The sequence below is a fragment of the Polynucleobacter sp. AP-Reno-20A-A9 genome (assembly GCF_018882085.1).
GTDB lineage: Bacteria > Pseudomonadota > Gammaproteobacteria > Burkholderiales > Burkholderiaceae > Polynucleobacter.
This window is the reverse complement of sequence record NZ_JACVPB010000007.1, coordinates 46,917-64,650: the sequence shown is the minus strand read 5'-3', so window position 1 is coordinate 64,650 and position 17,734 is coordinate 46,917. Positions and strand designations below refer to the sequence as shown.

The following is a 17,734-nucleotide window of genomic DNA, read 5'->3' as shown; positions in this document are numbered from 1 at the left end:
TTCAGGTGAGATTAATCAGGAGTGCACAGGTTTAAGATTTGCTTAAGGTCCGGCGCTTGCCCTAATTTCCAGAGTGCGGAAATTAGTTGACGGGTTTTCTCTTTGCCAATCACCGGCTCAGCCAGGCTTGTAAATTTCTGCTCCAAGTTAGCATCGCTCATTGGGTTTTCTACGGAGCCAATCGCATTCTTTACAAAGATATGCACTTCTTTGCCATCCTTAAGGAAGGCTTTAACGTCAACGGATGCTTCGCTAATAGAAGTATCGGTAGTCGCATTTACCTTAGCGCGCAATGCTACAACGTCTGGGCGGTTGACGATGTCGTCGGCATATTCACCTTCACCTGCTTGACCGAACATCAAGCCCACAGCACAGCCGTGATACACGCTGAACTTGCCTTCCAGTCCATCTTTAGGTGTTTTCTTGCCAGTTAATTCAAGTACCAGTGGGTGAACGCGTAGCTCAATGCGTTCGACTTCTTCCGCTTTGACACCTTGGGCGCGCAATTGGGCGCAAGCATCAATAGCTGGGTGAATCACAATTCCACAAGCAAATGGTTTGTAAGTATTTAAGGAAATCTCAAAAGATTTTCCGAGTGCGCGATCAATTTCGGACCAGTCGCACTTAGTAGAAACTGTTTGCATATAGCCACGACCAGCTTCAAGCGCTTTAGGGCTAGCCGTGAAGCCATGTTTTGCCAGCAAAGCAGAAAGTTGACCAGCACGTGCAGCGCCACCCGGATGAAAGGGTTTGGTCATTGTGCCAAATTGCTCGCGCATGCCAACCGGTTGTGAGGCAGCAATACCCAGAGCCATAGTTGTTTTTTGCAGATCAAGACCCATTAAGCGTGAGCATGCAGCAGCAGAACCCAGCATGCCAGTAGAGCCGGTGATATGCCAGCCACGATGGTAGTGGTCTGGATACATTGCATTACCTACTCGACAAGCAACATCAATACCTAGAACAAGAGAGTCAATCATTTGACGACCATTAGCGCCAATATGTTCGCCTAAGGCTAGGATTGCAGATGCTACTGGGCCTGCTGGATGAATCACGGTTTTGAGGTGGGTATCGTCAAAGTCAAAAGTATGTGAGCTGATGCCGTTAATCAATGCCGCTCCGCCCATATCTACCTTATCTTTGCGACCAAGGATGCTGGCTTGCGGTGCTGGCTGAAATTCACGAATAGCGGCTAATGATGATTCAACGCTCTCATGATTGGCTGCGCCGATCGCACAACCAAGCCAGTTTAAGAATGTACGATGCGCTTCGTGTTCAACCTCTGAAGTCCAGCCTTGGCTTGGGTGAGTGTTAACAAACTCCGCCAAAATTTTGGTAACTGGTGGGGCATTGAGATCGGCTGCTGCAGCAATAGCGTGAGACATATAAATTTCCTATGAATAAGTGTGAATATTTTTTAAATAAGCGAAGGTTAAAAAATTAATCGATTTCAATATGGCGGTCTTTGGCAACCTTCGCCCAGCGTGCAATATCTTCTTTGATGTAATTGGTAAATTGTTGGGGCGTCATCGGCATCAATGTCAAAGCCTCGCTGGTCATTTTTTCTGAAAAGTCTGGCAATGCGAGAACTTTGTTTAATTCAGCATTCAGTTTTGCAACAATAGCGGGCGGTAAATTTGCAGGGCCCACTAAGCCATACCACTGCTGTCCATCAAAACCGTTGTAGCCAAGTTCTTTGAAAGTGGGGATATTGGGTGCTACTGAGCTTCGTTTGGCGCCAGTAACGGCAAGCCCGCGAACTCTATTGGTATTGATATAAGGGAGCGCTGCAAATAGCGTGGGGAACATGGCCTGAGTCTGTCCAGCGAGTAAATCCGTATAAGCAGGACCTACGCCACGATAAGGTACATGCACCATAAATATTCCAGCAGCTAGCTTCAGTTGCTCCATGCCGAGATGGGTCAAGGTACCGGGTCCAGCAGATCCATAACTTAACTTAGCGGGATTCTTTTTGGCGTAATCCACAAACTCTTTGAAGCTCTTGATCGGTAGATCGGGATTAATGATGAGTACATTCGGTGTTGCACCAATCATGCCAATCGGTGTGAAATCTTTAATGGCGTCGTAAGGCAATTTGCGGACGGCAGGGTTGGTGCCATGGGTTCCTACATAAGCAATCATGAGTGTGTAGCCATCAGCTTGCGCTTTAGCGGTTGCTTGTGAGGCAATTGATCCGCCGCCACCACCCATGTTTTCTACAACCACCGTTTGACCAATGGATCGAGAGAGTTTTTCCGCAACAGCGCGCGCAATATTATCGAGTCCACCACCAGCAGCCACTGGAGCAATCAGCTTGATAGGTTTGGTTGGATAGGCCGTTGCAGCGCTTTGCGCCTGTGCGTTGAAGTGAAAAGCCAATCCCAGAAATGCAAGGAGGAGGGATGACAAAAAAATCGGCTTTTGCCGATTGATCTTATTAGACATGTCTCGAGTCCGAATTATTGTTATATGTTAATTTTGTACAGCAAGATAATTTTACTATTTATCGTTCTAATACTGCTCAGGCTTGGCTGGCTTTAAGTTTCTTGCGAATAGAATGCTCTACGGCGATGGAATCAAGGTTTGGCTCCAGCGCTTCACGTTCATCAAAGACAAAGCAGCTGCCTTGGTAATGCGCAGAACCTACCTCTTCAAAATATTTCAAAATACCCCCTTCTAATTGGTAGCTGTGCTGCATGCCAATCTCCCGCATATACAGGCCAGATTTTTCACAGCGAATGCCGCCTGTACAAAAGCTAACCAGTGTTTTATCGGCCAACTCATCTTTATGTGCAGAAATTGCCGCTGGAAACTCAGTAAACTTTTCTATATTGAAATGCAATGCATTCTCAAAAGTGCCGTAGTCGACTTCAAAGGCATTGCGCGTATCAACCATGACAACAGGGCGACCTAGATCGTCGGTGCCGCGATCTAACCACTCTTGCAGTTTTTTGGGGTTAATGAAATTGGCGCGACCTTCCTCGGGACGAATCGCCGGGTGATTCATGCGGATAATTTCATTTTTGAGTTTGATCAACATCTTCTTAAAGGGCTGATCCTCAGACCAACTTTCTTTTGCTTGAAGCGGGGTAAAGCGGGGGTCGGTGCGGAGCCAATCCAGAAATCCACGTAGCTCATCTGTTTTGCCGGCAAGGAACATGTTGATGCCTTCACCAGTCAATAGGATGGTGCCCTTCAGCTGGCGGGCATTGCATTCGTCCAGCATTTTGGCGCGCAGGTCTGGCAAGCCATCTAGGCTGACAAATAAATAGGCGGCAATATTTAGAATCGACTTCATTTTTCTCTCACTGGGCTACAGCAGCATTATCGAGCAAATAGGCTGAGGGGGTGTTAATCTTGAGGTCTTATTCAAGGGAGACAAAATCCATGCTGGAATTAGCAAAAATCGCTAAAATAGCCTTTAAAAACAGTATATTAGCTACATTGATGGCCTTGGGAATAAGCGGTTTTGCTTTGGCCCAAAATGCGGGTGTTGGCACCTGGCCCACTCAAAAGCCTATTCGTTTAATTGCGGTCTTTCCGCCGGGCGGCTCCGTTGACCAGGTTGCTCGTGTATTGGCACCTGCCTTGCAAGCAGAACTCAAGCAGAACGTAATTGTTGAGAACGTTGGCGGAGCTTCAGGTGTGATCGGTACTTCTGCAATGACTCGGTCGGATCCAGATGGTTACACCTTTGCGGTGGTATTTGATACTCATGGCGTGAATCCTAGCCTTAAAGAAAAACTTCCCTATGACACGATTAAAGATATTGCTCCTGTGATTTTGGTTGGTACATCACCGATGGTGTTGGTTGCTAGTAAAAAATCTGGCATCACCAGCTTTAAGCAATTGGTTGATCTTTCTAAGACCGGCAAGCAATTCAGTTACGGCTCCATTGGAATTGGTAGCTTAGGTCACTTAGCAATGGCACGTCTTGCAAAACAAGCGGGCTTTGATTGGAACCATATTCCATATCGTGGCGGCGGCCCTTTGATGCAAGATGCTTTGGGTGGTCAAGTGGAGTTGGCGGTTGGCTCAGAATTTTTGGTCAAGCCACATATTGATAGCGGCGGGGTCATTCCATTGGTCATTACTACTGCTAAGCGTTCACCATCCTTGCCTAATGTACCGACGATTTCTGAGAGTGGCTTCCCAGGCTTTAGCGCACCAGCTTGGTGGGCAGTATTGGCCCCTGGTAAGACATCACCGGCAGTGATTGATGCAATGAACAAGGCCTTGAATAAAGCCTTGAAGACGCCTGCTGTTGCTGAGAAGTTCAAAATGCAAGGCATTCAAATTGTTGGCGGTACCCCTGTAGCTGCACAAGAGTTTATCGGCAAGCAAATTGGTATCTGGGGCAAGTTCGTAATTGAAAACAATATTAAAGAAACTGCTCAGTAAGAGTTTTTGATAAGCAGTATTAATAAAAGGTATTTATGTCAGAACGTTTAATTCCGTATCAGCCAATGGATTTAGCAGAGCCAGCAGAGTTGGTTGCTGCTATTCGCAAAAGACGTGGTGGTCAGTTTATTAATTTAGACCGCATGCTCTTGCATAGCGTTCCTATTGCAGAGGGCTGGAATCATTTCATTGGAGAGATTCGCAATAACCTCTCTTTGGATCCGAAGTTGCGTGAGTTGGCCATGTGTGGCGTCGCTGTGTTGAATGGCGCCGAGTATGAGTTCTTTCACCATGCGCCGCCTTTTAAGAAGGCGGGTGGCACAGAGGAGCAGGTTCAAGGCTTGCGACTCATTGGACAACCGAATTTCCCAAAAGATTTGTACTCGCCGGTGGAAAACGACGCTGCTGAGCTCACTTTTCAGATGACGCGCAATATCAAGGTGGATCCTGAATTAATGAAGCGCTTGCAAAAGGCTTTGGGAAGTACGGATACTGTGGAATTGGTAACGGTAATCGCCGCTTACAACATGGTGTCTCGATTCTTGATAGCGCTTGACGTTAATCCTGAAGATCATCCTCCGGCTTAAAGTCAAAACTAAGCCAAGCCATTTATCAATATGATCCGCAACATCCAAACCATCATTCCTGGTATTGCCACCTCTGATGGTGCGGGTGTGAAATTGCGCCGTAGTCTTGGTGGTCAAAATCAAGTCAGGTTGGATCCTTTCTTGATGCTCGATGAGTTTTCCTCCAACGATCCTAATGATTATGTAGCAGGCTTTCCGGCCCACCCCCATCGCGGTTTTGAGACGGTGACCTACATGCTGGAAGGTCATATGCTGCATGAGGATCACTTAGGTAACCAAGGTCACCTCAAGACCGGTGGTGTGCAATGGATGACAGCAGGGCGCGGCATTATTCATTCTGAGATGCCGCAGCAAGTGAGTGGTGCCATGCGTGGCTTTCAGTTGTGGATCAACTTACCCGCTAAAGAAAAGATGAAGCCGGCTGGTTATAAAGATATCCAAGTTGAAGATATTCCGAAGACTGCTTTGGCAAACGGCGGCTCGGTGAAGGTGATTGCAGGCGCATACGATGATGAGGGCAAAGCAGTTCAAGGTCCAATTCAGGGAATTACCACTGCGCCTCTATTTTTAGATGTGCACTTACCGCCTAATGGTGAGTTCGAGCACCGTATTTCAAAAGAGCTGAATGCATTCGTCTATGTTTACGAAGGCGATCTGGAGGTGGGTGGCCCCATGAGGGCTGCGCCAAAGCAGGCAGCTATCGTTCTTGGGGACGGCGATCTATTAAAGGTGAGGTCTGGGGAGTTGGGTGCGCAGTTCATCGTACTGGCAGCATTACCCTTACACGAGCCCATCGTTCAGTACGGCCCATTTGTGATGAATACTCGTGCTGAAATTGAGCAAGCCATCGATGATTATCAAAATAATCGGTTTGTGGTTTCCTAGGTGACTCAATCAACAACCCTTCAATGGGAGGTCGATGGACAAGCTCATAGTGCTCAATGGCATTCTGAAAACGGCATTGCCCCTCATAAAAAGATTCAGATCGCTGATGACACGCTGACTGCTGATATTGCTTATCGCTTAGCTTGTGAAGGTACTGCGATGCTATACAAAGGTGACTTTCAGAATGCAAAACAACTCTTGCAGGCTTTGGTAAGAAGGGTAGACAAACCCTCCAAGAAATCCACTAGAGCTGACAGGGTTGCCAAAGAGAAAACCAAAAGTCCCTTAGATGCATTCAACCTGCATCGCCTTGCCCAATCTCAACGCGCACGTATTCTGGGAATGATTTTGATACAGGTTAACGCCGACCATGGCATCTCTTTAAGGCGTGCGCCGGATGTTGCTCAGGCCTGCCTTGAGGCTTATGGCACACAAGAAAATTCTTATGTTATTTCCTTGCGTGAGTTGCTTGGCGTCATTAGCGCCCATGAGTGGCGTAAGACAGGTGTTCAAGTTCTCACTAGAGATGATCAAGAGGTTCGAATTCATCCGCACTATGGTGTTTTCTCTCCAGTACGCAGTGAATATATTGGTTTAGTGCTAAAAGCCCCGTTACCAGAAGCAATAAAACAAAGTTCTATAGCCTTTGATATTGGTGCGGGTACGGGTGTATTGGCGGCTGTTTTGGCGCTGCGGGATGTTCGGAAGATTGTTGCGACCGATCTAAATGATCGAGCGATTGTTTGCGCCAAAGAAAATATTGACCACTTAGGCTTAAATTCACAAATTGAAATTCAGAAGGCCAATCTTTTTCCAGACGGCAAAGCGGCACTCATTGTTTGTAATCCACCATGGCTACCAGCAAGACCAAGCTCCTTGCTAGAGCATGCGGTGTATGACCCTGAGAGTCAGATGCTGAAAGGGTTCTTGAGCGGGTTAAAAGATCATCTGCTACCCAATGGTGAGGGTTGGCTCATTCTATCTGATTTAGCAGAACACTTAGGTTTGAGAACTAGACAAGAACTTCTCAATTGGGTTGAGCAAGCGGGCCTGCAAGTCATTGCGCATTTGGATGCCAAACCAACACACCCAAAAGCATTTGATAAAACCGATGCATTACATGCAGCGAGATCAAAAGAAGTCACCTCACTTTGGCGCTTGACTAAAAAGTAGTACCACATTAAGTAGCCCTACAAGACCCACCCCCATTGGGGTCATGGTTGTTAATCAACTACATCATCCTTAAAATCATTGAGAGCAGTAGTTAACTTACTACCTATTTTTTCGGTAAGTTAAATATAGTTTTTCTCATTTATATTTTAAGGGTGTCATTTGTTTTCTGGTGCATTGTCTAGAAATGTATTGCTAATTTCGACGGTAACTATCTCTCATGTATTGGCTCTGCTGATGCTTCTCATTGGATCTTTTTCGGGGGAAAAATCATCTGCACCGAATTCTCTGATGGTAAATCTAGTGGGTAAGAGTGCCTTACCATCTCAGCAGAAAAAATCCTTGGCCCCATCCCAAATATCGACCCCCTCTAGTAGTGGGTCCAATAGCTCCAGTCCTGTAAATGAATCCCATGCATTTAGTGATAGTGGAGGAGCTGGGCGTTTAGAGGTAGGTAGGGCAAGGCATGCCATACATAGCCCCAAACCCCATTACCCTTTAGCCAGCAGACAGCTTAAGGAACAGGGTTTGGTCATCGCAAGACTATGTGTGAGTGATCAAGGCCTTGTGCAAGAAGTTGGCATCACCAAGAGCTCAGGCTTTCAAGCTTTAGATCTCTCGGCCATCAAGACCTTAGCCCAGTGGAAATTTGCTCCCATTGCAATAAGTCCCACCCACCTGTCTTTGCAATGCTTTCAAACACCTGTTCAATTTACCTTGGAAGGTTAGTGCTTGAGCGAGAAAAATATCTTAGATTTTGATTCAAGCTGCATTCAACCAACCCAGCTTTTGCCTAAATGCATTCCAAGCGAGGCTTTATTGGGCCATGCAAAGCAGATTTTCATTTTGCATGATGGTCATTCATATCAATTGCGTATCACTAAATTAGGGAAGCTCATTTTGACAAAGTAAATATGAATTAACTTACTAGCCAGCAAGAGCATTTTCATATGCATATAGCCAGCGATTTTTTGTTGTTATCACTGGAGATGGTATATGAAGCATCAAGAATTTTTTCGCCCTCGAAATCGATTGGCCTGGTTTTCATCATTTGCATTGTTATATGGAGGGTCTTTTTCAGTTTGGGCTAATACTCAAGATATTGAGTTGCCTAGGATTGATATTGTTGGCCGCGAGGAAAATGCCCTGTATAAAATTCCCGGTACTGTTGATGTCATTAATCAGCAGAAGATGGAAGAGCTACAACCGCAGTCGCTACAAGATGTATTAAAGACGGTTCCTGGCGTCAATGTCCGTGGAGATGAGGGTGGCCTAGGGTCTATTCCAAATATTGGCATTCGTGGATTAAATCCAAGTCGTAGCTCCAAGGTCCTCCTTCTGGAGGATGGCGCCCCAATTCAACCAAGCCTCTTTATTTCCAATGCTTCCTATTACAGCCCACCTGTTGAGCGCATTGGAGGAATTGAAGTTTTAAAGGGCGCATCGGGCCTGAAATACGGCCCATCCAATATTGGTGGCGTAGTGAATTACCTTAGCAAAACACCTTCCCCCGGATTTAAGTTAACCGGCAAAGTGGGTAACTACGGATATCGGTTGGCAGAGCTTGAGGCGGGAGGCAAATCTTCATCGAATGGTGCTATCGGAGGAATTAACTTGATTCAATCTGAGTCCAATGGATACCAAGGTAACGGATTTAAGATGTATGACATCTTGGTGAAGGGTGGAATGGAGATTGCGCAGAATCAGTGGTTAAGTCTGAAATACACCCATTACGATAACAATATCAATACCTCATATGTGGGTCTGCGCCCAACTCAGTACAGTACTCGCTCAAAAGATAATCCAGCGCCCAACGATCGCTTCATTACCCAAAGAAATGCTGTAGATCTCAATCATGCTATCGAAATTAGCCCAGACACCAAAATCAACACCTTGATGTATTGGAGTAGGTTATCTAGAGATTATTGGCGGCAAAGTATTGTTAAGCGTACACAGGATTCGACGGTCTTTAGGGCCTGCAATGTAGGCGCTGATTGTCTGATTGGGCGGAATCGAGAGTTTCAAATGTTGGGCATCGATTCTCGCGTAAGTCATGCCTATAAGGCTTTGGGGATTTCAAATGAAGCAGAGTTTGGCGTGCGCATGCATACCGAATCTCAGATTAATCAATTGGTGAGCTCTAAAACTTTAGCCTATTCCGGTCGACTTACTTCTCAAGAAGATAATAGGGCGAATTCAGTGGCCGTCTATGCGCAAAACCGTTTCTTGTTGAGTAAAGACTTTGCTCTCATTCCTGGGGTGAGAGTGGAAAGTTATAACCAGACTCGTTCAAATGCGACTACTGGTAAAGCGGGAAGCGCTAAGAATGTAGAAACTATTCCGCAAATTGGTGCTACCTGGCAGCTTATTCCTCAAGCCCAAGCATACGGTAGTGTTTATAAAGGCTTTGCACCAGCGCAATTAACCACCGCAATTGATGACAAAGGAGTTGATCAACAGTTGGCGCCAGAGCGCTCAACCAATACGGAGCTCGGTCTGCGTGGACGATCAGGTGCCTTCTCCTATGATTCGGCAATTTTTAGCATGAACTTCAGCAATCAAATTGTGAACCAAAGTTTGGCTGCCGGAATTTCTAAAGCCAATGGCGGTAAAAGTTTGCATCAAGGTGCTGAGATGTCCCTGGGTTATGCGCTAGGAAGAGGGTGGGGTATTAATGGCAATGCTACTTACATCCCGGTAGCCAAGTTTGTTGGTACTAGTTCTCTGGGGCGGGATGGTAATCGCATTCCGTACACGCCTAAATTAACTTCCAATCTCGGTGTTAGTTATGAAAAGAATAGGTTCAACACTTTGGTCAGTCTAAATTATGTTTCTACTCAATATGCGGATTCAGCAAATACAGTTGCGCAAAATGCCATTGGAACTTTAGGCGAGGTCCCCGCCTTTACAACAGTGAATTGGAGTGCAAACTATGCTATCAACAAAGATTGGAAAGTATTCGGAGTGATTAATAATATATTTGATAGGCGATATATATCCAGTCGGAGTCCAGATGGCATCTTTGCAGGGGCACCCCTCAATTTCCAAGCTGGCATGAGCTATCAATTTAATTAATAAGAATGATTGATTCTTGAATAAAGAAAAACGCCACCCTGATGGGTGGCGTTTGACTGTTACTTCAAAATGGTGGAACCGGCGGGAATCGAACCCGCGTCCGCAAATCCTCCACAACAAGTTCTACATACTTAGTCATATCATTTAATTTAGCCAGCTAGGCACAGATTGACACGTTCCACGCTGACGATTCACTAAGTTTTCGAATCATTCCCCGTGACATGAAATGATCTTATCTCTTGTAAATGACCCTGATCTAGCTTGCGCTAGCTGACCCAAGAGAGAATCAGTTCAGGGGCAACCGCAATTAAGCGGCTAGTGCGAAACGTTCGTCGTTTGCAGTTAAAACATTCCCATTGATTTACGAGATAACGGGTCCTCGGTATGCCCTTGATGCTTTGTAACCCACGTCGAAACCATGTCGGTCCCAGATTGCATGCTTAGGAAAGTCTATTTTAAAGCCGCTAGCTTTAAATTGTTGAATATCTTTTATCCCCTGTTGGGAAAGATGATTTGCAATAGCTCGAGGGGTTGATTGACGATGTAATCGGCTCCCCAAGCTTCTGGAGGCTCTTTGCAGCCACAGTAACCGTAGGCGGCTGCAACTGTCTTCATCCCTGCTGCTTTGCCTGCTAAAACATCTCTAATATCATCGCCTACATAAAGCGATTTTGTAGGATCTACTTTAGCTACTCTGGCAGCATGCAAAATAGGTTCAGGGTGGGGTTTTGAATACGGTGTTGTATCCCCGGAAACAGTGGAAATAGCTCTTTGGCGCAAACCCATTAATTCAGTGAGGGGGTTGGTAAAGCGTTCGCTTTTATTGGTAACGATGCCCCAGGGGAGTCTCGCTTCATCCATTTGATCCAGCAGATGGCCCATATCATCAAATAGCTTGCTCTCTACCAGCAATGCTTTTTCGTAATTACTGAAAAACTCATCGCGCAATAGGATGAAATCTGCGTGATCGGGACTAATGCCAAAGGCGCCCTCAAGTAATCCGCGGGCACCAGCCGAAGCATAAGGGCGCAGAAATTCATAGGGCTTAGGTGCAAGATTACGCGCAACGAGTAATAGATTAGTTGCTGCCACTAAATCGGGTGCTGTATCGGCTAATGTGCCATCTAAATCAAAAAAGATTCCGGCATAAGGGCTGAAAAGATTGCTCATATCTTGAATTATTTACGAACGGCAATCATGTAGTTCACATCCACATCATCACTCAAGCTATAGACCTGGGTGAGTGGGTTGTAGCTAAGGCCTTTCATGCCCAGCATCTCTAAACCCGCATGACGAGTAAAGGCGACCAGCTCAGAAGGTTTGATGAATTTAGCGTATTCGTGGGTGCCTCTGGGAAGCAATTTCAGAATATATTCAGCGCCAATAATGGCAAATAAATAGGACTTTGGGCTGCGATTGAGGGTGCTGAAAAATAAAGTGCCGCCAGGCTTACAAAGTTTGGCGCAGGCGCGTACTACTGACGCAGGGTCCGGCACATGCTCAAGCATCTCCATGCAGGTCACCACGTCGTATTGTTCGGGCTGCTCATCAGCCAGCGTTTCTGCTGAGATGGAGCGATAGGTAAGGTTTGCACCCACCTCTAATGCATGCAATTCGGCTACTTTCAGAGCTTTTTCAGATAGATCAATACCGGTAGTGTCTGCGCCTGACTGGGACATGGACTCAGCTAGGATGCCACCACCACAACCAATATCCACCACTTTCTTGCCTTCTAAGCTCACAAAGGATTTTATCCAGCCTAGACGCAGGGGATTAATGGCGTGTAGGGGTTTGAATTCGCTATTAGGGTCCCACCAACGATGGGCTAGGGCGCTAAATTTGGCGATTTCTGACTGGTCGACGTTCATATGAATTGGCTCATTGGAAAGCTATTGGAGGAGTCTATGAATATAGCGGAAATAAAAAAGCCCGCTAGAAGCGGGCTTTTTTACAAGTAAAGTGAATTACTTAGCTGCTGTACCAACAACTTCGATGTCAGTACGGCGGTTCTTAGCGCGGCCTTCAGCAGTTGCGTTTGATGCAACTGGATTGCTCTTGCCTTTAGATTCTGTGTAGATACGGCTACCGTCAACACCCTTGCTTACGAGGTATGTCTTAACAGATTGCGCACGACGCTGACCGAGGGCCATGTTGTATGCATCTGTACCAACGCTGTCAGTGTTACCAACAGCGATGATTACTTCTAACTTGATCTTGCTCAAATCAGCAGCGATCTTGTCCAAAGTAGCTTTACCTTCTGGTTTCAAGTCAGACTTGTTGAAGTCATAAAGTGTGTCAGCTTGCAAAGTGATCTTGCTTTGGCTAACGCCAGGAGCAGCAGCAGCAGTCAAAGCACCATCGCAACCTTTAGCTGCAGTAGCAGGTGTCCAGTTGTTATCGCGCCAGCACAATGTGCCATCGCCGTTTTTCCAGTTTAGGGCGCCATCGCCGTTTTGCCAGTTATCAGAAGCCATCGCTGCAGTAGCAGAAACAGTAATAACAGAAGCGAGCAACACTCTTAGGGTTTTGTTCATTTTTAGTCCTCAAAAATCTCTTTTTTAATTAAAGTCAAACTTAAATGTAATTCGCCCTACCTTGATGCAAAAACTGCAAAGCGACACATCTCAATTTCGTACAAACTGACAGAATCTTAGCATAGGGCCTACCTGTCATCAAAATGATATTATTTCCAGATGGAACAAGCCGCTAAAGAAACACTACCAATATCCCTCGAAGACGAAATGCGGCGGTCCTATTTGGACTACGCAATGAGCGTCATCGTCGGCAGAGCCCTGCCAGACGTGCGTGATGGCCTCAAGCCGGTTCACCGCCGGGTCTTATTCGCAATGTATGAATTAAACAACGATTGGAACCGAGCTTACAAAAAATCTGCCCGTATAGTTGGCGATGTAATCGGTAAATATCATCCGCACGGTGATTCTGCGGTGTATGACACGATCGTTCGGATGGCCCAGGATTTCTCTCTGCGCTATATGCTGGTTGACGGGCAGGGTAACTTTGGCTCCGTAGACGGTGATAATGCCGCCGCGATGCGATATACGGAGATTCGTCTCCGCAAGATAGCTCACGAGCTTTTGGCCGATTTGGACAAGGAAACGGTCGATTTTGGGCCAAATTACGACGGTAGTGAGAAGGAACCCCTGATTCTGCCGGCTAAAGTGCCTAATTTGCTCATAAATGGCAGTTCTGGCATTGCTGTAGGTATGGCGACCAATATCCCTCCCCACAACTTGGATGAGGTGGTTACAGCCTGTTTGCACGTGCTCCACAACCCAGAATGCACGATTGATGAGCTGATTGAAATCATTCCAGCCCCAGATTTCCCGACCGCCGGCATTATTTATGGCGTTCAAGGGGTTCGTGAGGGCTATCGCACTGGCCGTGGCCGTGTTGTGATGCGCGCGAAGACTCACTTTGAAGATTTGGATAAGGGCGCGCGTCAAGCCATCATCGTTGATGAGTTGCCATATCAAGTAAACAAAAAGAACTTGCTCGAGCGTATCGCTGAGTTGGTGAATGAGAAAAAAGTAGAGGGCATTTCTGATTTGCGTGATGAGTCAGATAAATCCGGTATGCGCGTTGTGATTGAGCTGAAGCGCGGTGAAGTGCCTGAAGTTGTTCTCAATAATTTATATAAGAGCACTCAGTTACAAGATAACTTCGGTATGAATATGGTGGCCTTGGTTGATAACCAGCCACGCTTGTTGAACTTGAAGCAAATGCTTGAGTACTTCTTGCAACACCGTCGCGAAGTGGTGACACGTCGTACGATTTTCGAATTACGTAAAGCACGCGATCGTGGCCACGTCCTAGAAGGTTTAGCTGTTGCGTTGGCAAACATCGATGAGTTCATTGCGATTATTAAAGCTGCCGCGAACCCCGTGATTGCTAAACAAGAATTGATGGGCAAAGCTTGGGATTCTTCGATGGTGCGTGAGATGCTGGCGCGTGCTGAGACTGATACGCCAGGCGGCCGTAACGCTTATCGCCCAGAGGGATTGTTGCCTGAGTACGGCATGCAGACTACTGGCTTGTATCGCCTCTCTGATAGTCAGGCGCAAGAAATTTTGCAGATGCGTTTGCAACGCTTGACTGGTCTTGAGCAAGACAAGATTGTTAATGAATACAAAGAAGTGATGTCAGAGATTTCTGATTTATTGGATTTGTTGGCAAAGCCAGAGCGCGTAACTCAAGTCATTGAATCTGAGTTGAAAGAAGTTCAATCCGAGTTTGGTATTGCTGGTGGTGATACAGGTCGTCGTTCATTCATCGAAATGAATGCCACTGAACTGTTCACAGAAGATTTGATCACCCCGCAAGATATGGTGGTGACTCTTTCGAATACTGGTTACATGAAGAGTCAGCCTTTGAGTGAATACCGCGCACAAAAACGTGGTGGACGAGGCAAACAAGCTGCAGCTACTAAGAATGAAGATTGGATTGATACGCTCTTCGTTGCGAACACCCACGATATTATTTTGTGCTTCTCCGATCGCGGTCGTATGTACTGGCTCAAAGTCTGGGAAGTGCCGCAAGGTAGTCGCACCTCCCGTGGCAAGCCAATCGTCAATATGTTCCCGCTGATTGAAGGCGAGAAAATTACTGTGATTCTGCCGATTAAAGGCTACCAAGACGATCAGTATGTATTTATGGCTACTAGCTTGGGTACCGTGAAAAAGACTCGCTTGTCTGACTTCTCTAACCCACGTAAGGCCGGCATTATTGCGGTGGACTTGAATGAAAGTGACTTCTTAGTTGGCGCGGCGATTACGGATGGTCAGCACGACGTCATGTTGTTCTCTGACGCTGGTAAAGCAGTGCGATTTGACGAGAACGATGTTCGTCCGATGGGTCGTACCGCACGCGGTGTGCGCGGCATGAACTTAGGCGAAGGTCATCAAGTGATCGCTATGTTGGTTGCTCCAGCAGAAGCTGCAGAAGGTGCTGAGGCGGCCGTGGTGGATGCAAACGGTGTTGCAATTCCGAGCAGCGTATTGACGGCTACAGAAAATGGTTACGGTAAGCGTACGCCAATCGCTGAATACACGCGTCATGGTCGCGGTACTAAGGGCATGATCGCTATTCAGACTTCAGAGCGCAACGGCAAGGTAGTTGCTGCTGCCTTGGTATCTCCAGAAGATCAAATTATGCTGATCACTACTGGCGGTATCTTGGTCCGCACTCGTGTATCTGAAATCCGTGAAATGGGACGCGCTACTCAAGGCGTTACTTTGATCAATGTGGATGAAGGTACGCGCTTATCTGGTCTGCAGCGCATTGCTGAGAGCGATTCGGATGACGAAGGTGATGTGGATGGCGCAGAAGAGGGTGATGTAGCTGCTGATCCAACAGCCGGAACTAATGACGATACGGCAGGTGACGCTTAAGCGTCACCTTTGGACTAGACCACATCATGACTTTTGACCGCCGCATTTTCAATTTCGCTGCGGGGCCTGCTACTTTGCCTGAAGAGGTGTTGAAGCAGGCTGCCGATGAAATGCTGAATTGGCGTGGACTCGGTACGAGCGTGATGGAAATCAGCCATCGCAGCAAAGAGTTCATGGAAGTGTATGAGGAGGTAGTGCAAGATTTGCGCACCCTCATGAACATTCCCGAAAACTACGACATTTTGCTTTTGCAAGGCGGTGGCCTTGGACAAAACGCAGCCATTCCAATGAATCTAATGTCTTTGGCCAAGAATGGACCAAAGGCGGATTACATCGTTACTGGCGTATGGTCAGAAAAATCTTATAAAGAAGCGCAGAAGTACGGAACTGCAAATTTAGCCGCATCTTCAGCTGCAGAAAAATTCAATACGATTCCGACAAGATCAACTTGGAACTTATCAAGCGATGCTGCTTATGTTCTCTACTGTGCCAATGAAACGATTGGCGGTGTTGAGTTCCCTGACGTGCCAGACGTTGGCGATGTTCCACTAGTTGCGGATATCTCTAGCAACATTCTTTCTAAAGAAATGGATGTGAACAAGTGCGCCGTTTGGTTTGGTGGTGCGCAAAAGAATATTGGTCCATCTGGCGTGACGATTGTGATTGTGCGTAAGGACTTAATTGGCCACAGCATGAGTATCACCCCTACGATTTGGGATTGGGCCGTGCAAGCTAATACCCAATCGATGATCAATACTCCGCCAACATTCTCGATTTATATGGCCGGCCTAGGCTTTAAGTGGTTGCGGAAGCAAGGCGGAGTAAAAGCCATTGAAAAGCGCAATCAAGAAAAAGCGAATTTACTCTACAGCTTTTTAGACCAAAGCAGCTTGTATGAGAATCGCGTCTCCAAAGAATATCGCTCACGCATGAACGTGACTTTTTTCTTAAAGGATGAGAGTCTGAACGCAGAGTTTTTGGCGCAATCGAATGCGGCTGGCTTGGTTGCCTTGCGTGGCCACAAAGCTGCAGGCGGCATGCGGGCTAGCATTTATAACGCAATGCCTATTGAAGGTGTAAAAGCCTTGATTGAATTTATGCGCGACTTTGAAAGGCGGGCTTAATGAGTACTGAAGAACAGCGCTTAGCTCCCTTGCGGGAAAAAATTGACACACTCGATGCACAGATTTTAGATTTGCTCACTCAGCGTGCAAAAGCAGCGCAAGAAGTGGGCCATGTTAAAGGCGGCTTCTCATCACCAGTGTTTCGTCCTGAGCGTGAGCGCCAAGTTGTAGCGCGTCTTCAAGATATCAATGCCGGCCCATTACTTCCAGACGGTATTGCTGCCATCTGGCGCGAAGTCATGTCCGCATGCAGAGCTCTGGAAGCTCGCCAAACTATTGCTTATCTTGGTCCAATCGGAACATTTTCTGAACAAGCAGCGCAAACCTATTTTGGTCACTCTATCGCTGGCTTGCCTTGTGCAAGCTTGGATGAAGTATTTAAGGCGGTAGAGAAGGGCGCGGCGCAATTTGGCGTAGTGCCTGTTGAGAACTCCAGTGAAGGTGCAATTTCTCGCACATTAGATTTATTGCTCGACTCTTCTATGAGTATTAGCGGCGAAGTAGTGCTGCCAATTCGTCATCATTTATTAACTAAGAGTGGCAAGCTTGATGGTGTAACTACAGTTTGTGCTCATGCTCAAGCATTAGCACAGTGTCAGCAATGGTTAAGCGTGCACGCCCCACAATTAAAGCGTCAAGCAGTGAGTAGTAATGCGGAAGCGGCTCGCATGGCGGCGAGTGATCCTAGCTTGGCTGCGATCGCCGGTGATCCTGCTCAAGAAGCTTATGGTTTGCAATCAGTAGCCGCACAAATTCAGGATGATCCGCACAATCGCACGCGTTTTGTTGTGGTTGGTAACTATGCCTGCCAGCCAACCGGTAAAGATCAGACCTCTTTGGTACTCTCTGTTGATAATCAGCCTGGTGCTGTCCATCGCTTATTGGCACCGTTGGCAAAGCATGGCGTCTCCATGAATCGCTTTGAATCTCGTCCTGCACGCAAAGGCACTTGGGAGTATCACTTTTACATTGATATTGCTGGCCATGCAGATGATGCGAAAGTAGTGAAGGCGCTTGAAGAGCTTAAAGGGGTTGCGGCTTTCTATAAGAACCTGGGCTCTTATCCTCACTCTGCGTAATCTAG

General features: G+C 46.7%; 16 protein-coding genes and 1 other RNA gene. 10 read left to right on the top strand and 7 right to left on the bottom strand.

Annotation, left to right across the window (positions count from 1 at the left end; all coding sequences use genetic code 11):
• Positions 1-11 precede the first annotated feature (11 nt).
• The 3 genes from ICN39_RS07670 to ICN39_RS07660 all read right to left on the bottom strand — a co-directional run bounded on the left by ICN39_RS07670 (position 12) and on the right by ICN39_RS07660 (position 3,298).
• Entirely contained in the window at positions 12-1,385 is a 1,374-nt protein-coding gene (locus ICN39_RS07670) for an MmgE/PrpD family protein (protein ID WP_216233466.1), read from the bottom strand.
• Positions 1,386-1,440: 55 nt separating this feature from the next.
• Positions 1,441-2,445, bottom strand: a complete 1,005-nt coding sequence (locus ICN39_RS07665) for a tripartite tricarboxylate transporter substrate binding protein (protein ID WP_255532376.1) — start codon at positions 2,443-2,445, stop codon at positions 1,441-1,443.
• Positions 2,446-2,521: 76 nt separating this feature from the next.
• Positions 2,522-3,298 carry a sulfurtransferase gene (locus tag ICN39_RS07660; RefSeq protein WP_216233465.1) on the bottom strand — a complete coding sequence of 259 codons (777 nt, stop codon included), beginning with the start codon at positions 3,296-3,298 and terminating at the stop codon, positions 2,522-2,524.
• A gap of 89 nt (positions 3,299-3,387) precedes the next feature.
• On the opposite strand from ICN39_RS07660, the gene ICN39_RS07655 reads away from it, so the two are divergent.
• From ICN39_RS07655 to ICN39_RS07625, 7 genes are all read left to right on the top strand, one after another.
• Positions 3,388-4,401 (top strand): tripartite tricarboxylate transporter substrate binding protein, encoded by a 1,014-nt coding sequence (locus tag ICN39_RS07655; protein WP_216233464.1) that lies wholly within the window; start codon positions 3,388-3,390, stop codon positions 4,399-4,401.
• Between the two features lie 35 nt (positions 4,402-4,436).
• A complete protein-coding gene (locus tag ICN39_RS07650) occupies positions 4,437-4,988 on the top strand; it encodes a carboxymuconolactone decarboxylase family protein (RefSeq protein WP_072583683.1) in 552 nt (183 codons plus the stop codon).
• Positions 4,989-5,018: 30 nt separating this feature from the next.
• Positions 5,019-5,873 (top strand): pirin family protein, encoded by an 855-nt coding sequence (locus ICN39_RS07645; protein ID WP_216233463.1) that lies wholly within the window; start codon positions 5,019-5,021, stop codon positions 5,871-5,873.
• The gene (locus ICN39_RS07640; RefSeq protein WP_216233462.1) at positions 5,874-7,046 is read left to right on the top strand and encodes a methyltransferase; all 1,173 of its coding nucleotides are present in this window, start codon (positions 5,874-5,876) and stop codon (positions 7,044-7,046) included.
• A 234-nt stretch (positions 7,047-7,280) separates the two neighbouring features.
• A complete protein-coding gene (locus tag ICN39_RS11270; RefSeq protein WP_370623710.1) occupies positions 7,281-7,772 on the top strand; it encodes an energy transducer TonB in 492 nt (163 codons plus the stop codon).
• Positions 7,773-7,775: 3 nt separating this feature from the next.
• A complete protein-coding gene (hemP, locus tag ICN39_RS07630) occupies positions 7,776-7,955 on the top strand; it encodes a hemin uptake protein HemP (protein WP_370623706.1) in 180 nt (59 codons plus the stop codon).
• An 84-nt stretch (positions 7,956-8,039) separates the two neighbouring features.
• A complete protein-coding gene (locus ICN39_RS07625; RefSeq protein WP_216233460.1) occupies positions 8,040-10,118 on the top strand; it encodes a TonB-dependent receptor domain-containing protein in 2,079 nt (692 codons plus the stop codon).
• Between the two features lie 70 nt (positions 10,119-10,188).
• Here the strand turns inward: ICN39_RS07625 and ssrA are convergent.
• From ssrA to ompA, 4 genes are all read right to left on the bottom strand, one after another.
• Positions 10,189-10,547, bottom strand: a transfer-messenger RNA (tmRNA) gene (gene ssrA / locus ICN39_RS07620).
• 60 nt (positions 10,548-10,607) lie between these two features.
• Positions 10,608-11,288, bottom strand: coding sequence for an HAD family hydrolase (locus ICN39_RS07615; RefSeq protein ID WP_216233459.1), 681 nt, complete (start codon positions 11,286-11,288; stop codon positions 10,608-10,610).
• An 8-nt stretch (positions 11,289-11,296) separates the two neighbouring features.
• The gene (gene ubiG / locus ICN39_RS07610) at positions 11,297-11,986 is read right to left on the bottom strand and encodes a bifunctional 2-polyprenyl-6-hydroxyphenol methylase/3-demethylubiquinol 3-O-methyltransferase UbiG (RefSeq protein ID WP_216233458.1); all 690 of its coding nucleotides are present in this window, start codon (positions 11,984-11,986) and stop codon (positions 11,297-11,299) included.
• Positions 11,987-12,082: 96 nt separating this feature from the next.
• Positions 12,083-12,652, bottom strand: a complete 570-nt coding sequence (gene ompA, locus ICN39_RS07605; RefSeq protein WP_216233457.1) for an outer membrane protein OmpA — start codon at positions 12,650-12,652, stop codon at positions 12,083-12,085.
• Between the two features lie 159 nt (positions 12,653-12,811).
• Here ompA and gyrA point away from each other — a divergent pair, with 159 nt between their 5' ends.
• The 3 genes from gyrA to pheA are packed head-to-tail and all read left to right on the top strand — an operon-like array spanning position 12,812 to position 17,729.
• Complete coding sequence (gene gyrA, locus ICN39_RS07600; protein WP_216233456.1) at positions 12,812-15,526, top strand: DNA gyrase subunit A; 2,715 nt, start codon at positions 12,812-12,814, stop codon at positions 15,524-15,526.
• Between the two features lie 26 nt (positions 15,527-15,552).
• The gene (gene serC / locus ICN39_RS07595; protein WP_216233455.1) at positions 15,553-16,650 is read left to right on the top strand and encodes a 3-phosphoserine/phosphohydroxythreonine transaminase; all 1,098 of its coding nucleotides are present in this window, start codon (positions 15,553-15,555) and stop codon (positions 16,648-16,650) included.
• Positions 16,650-17,729 (top strand): prephenate dehydratase, encoded by a 1,080-nt coding sequence (gene pheA, locus ICN39_RS07590; RefSeq protein ID WP_216233454.1) that lies wholly within the window; start codon positions 16,650-16,652, stop codon positions 17,727-17,729. The genes serC and pheA overlap by 1 nt, the downstream gene beginning before the upstream one ends.
• Positions 17,730-17,734: the final 5 nt, after the last annotated feature.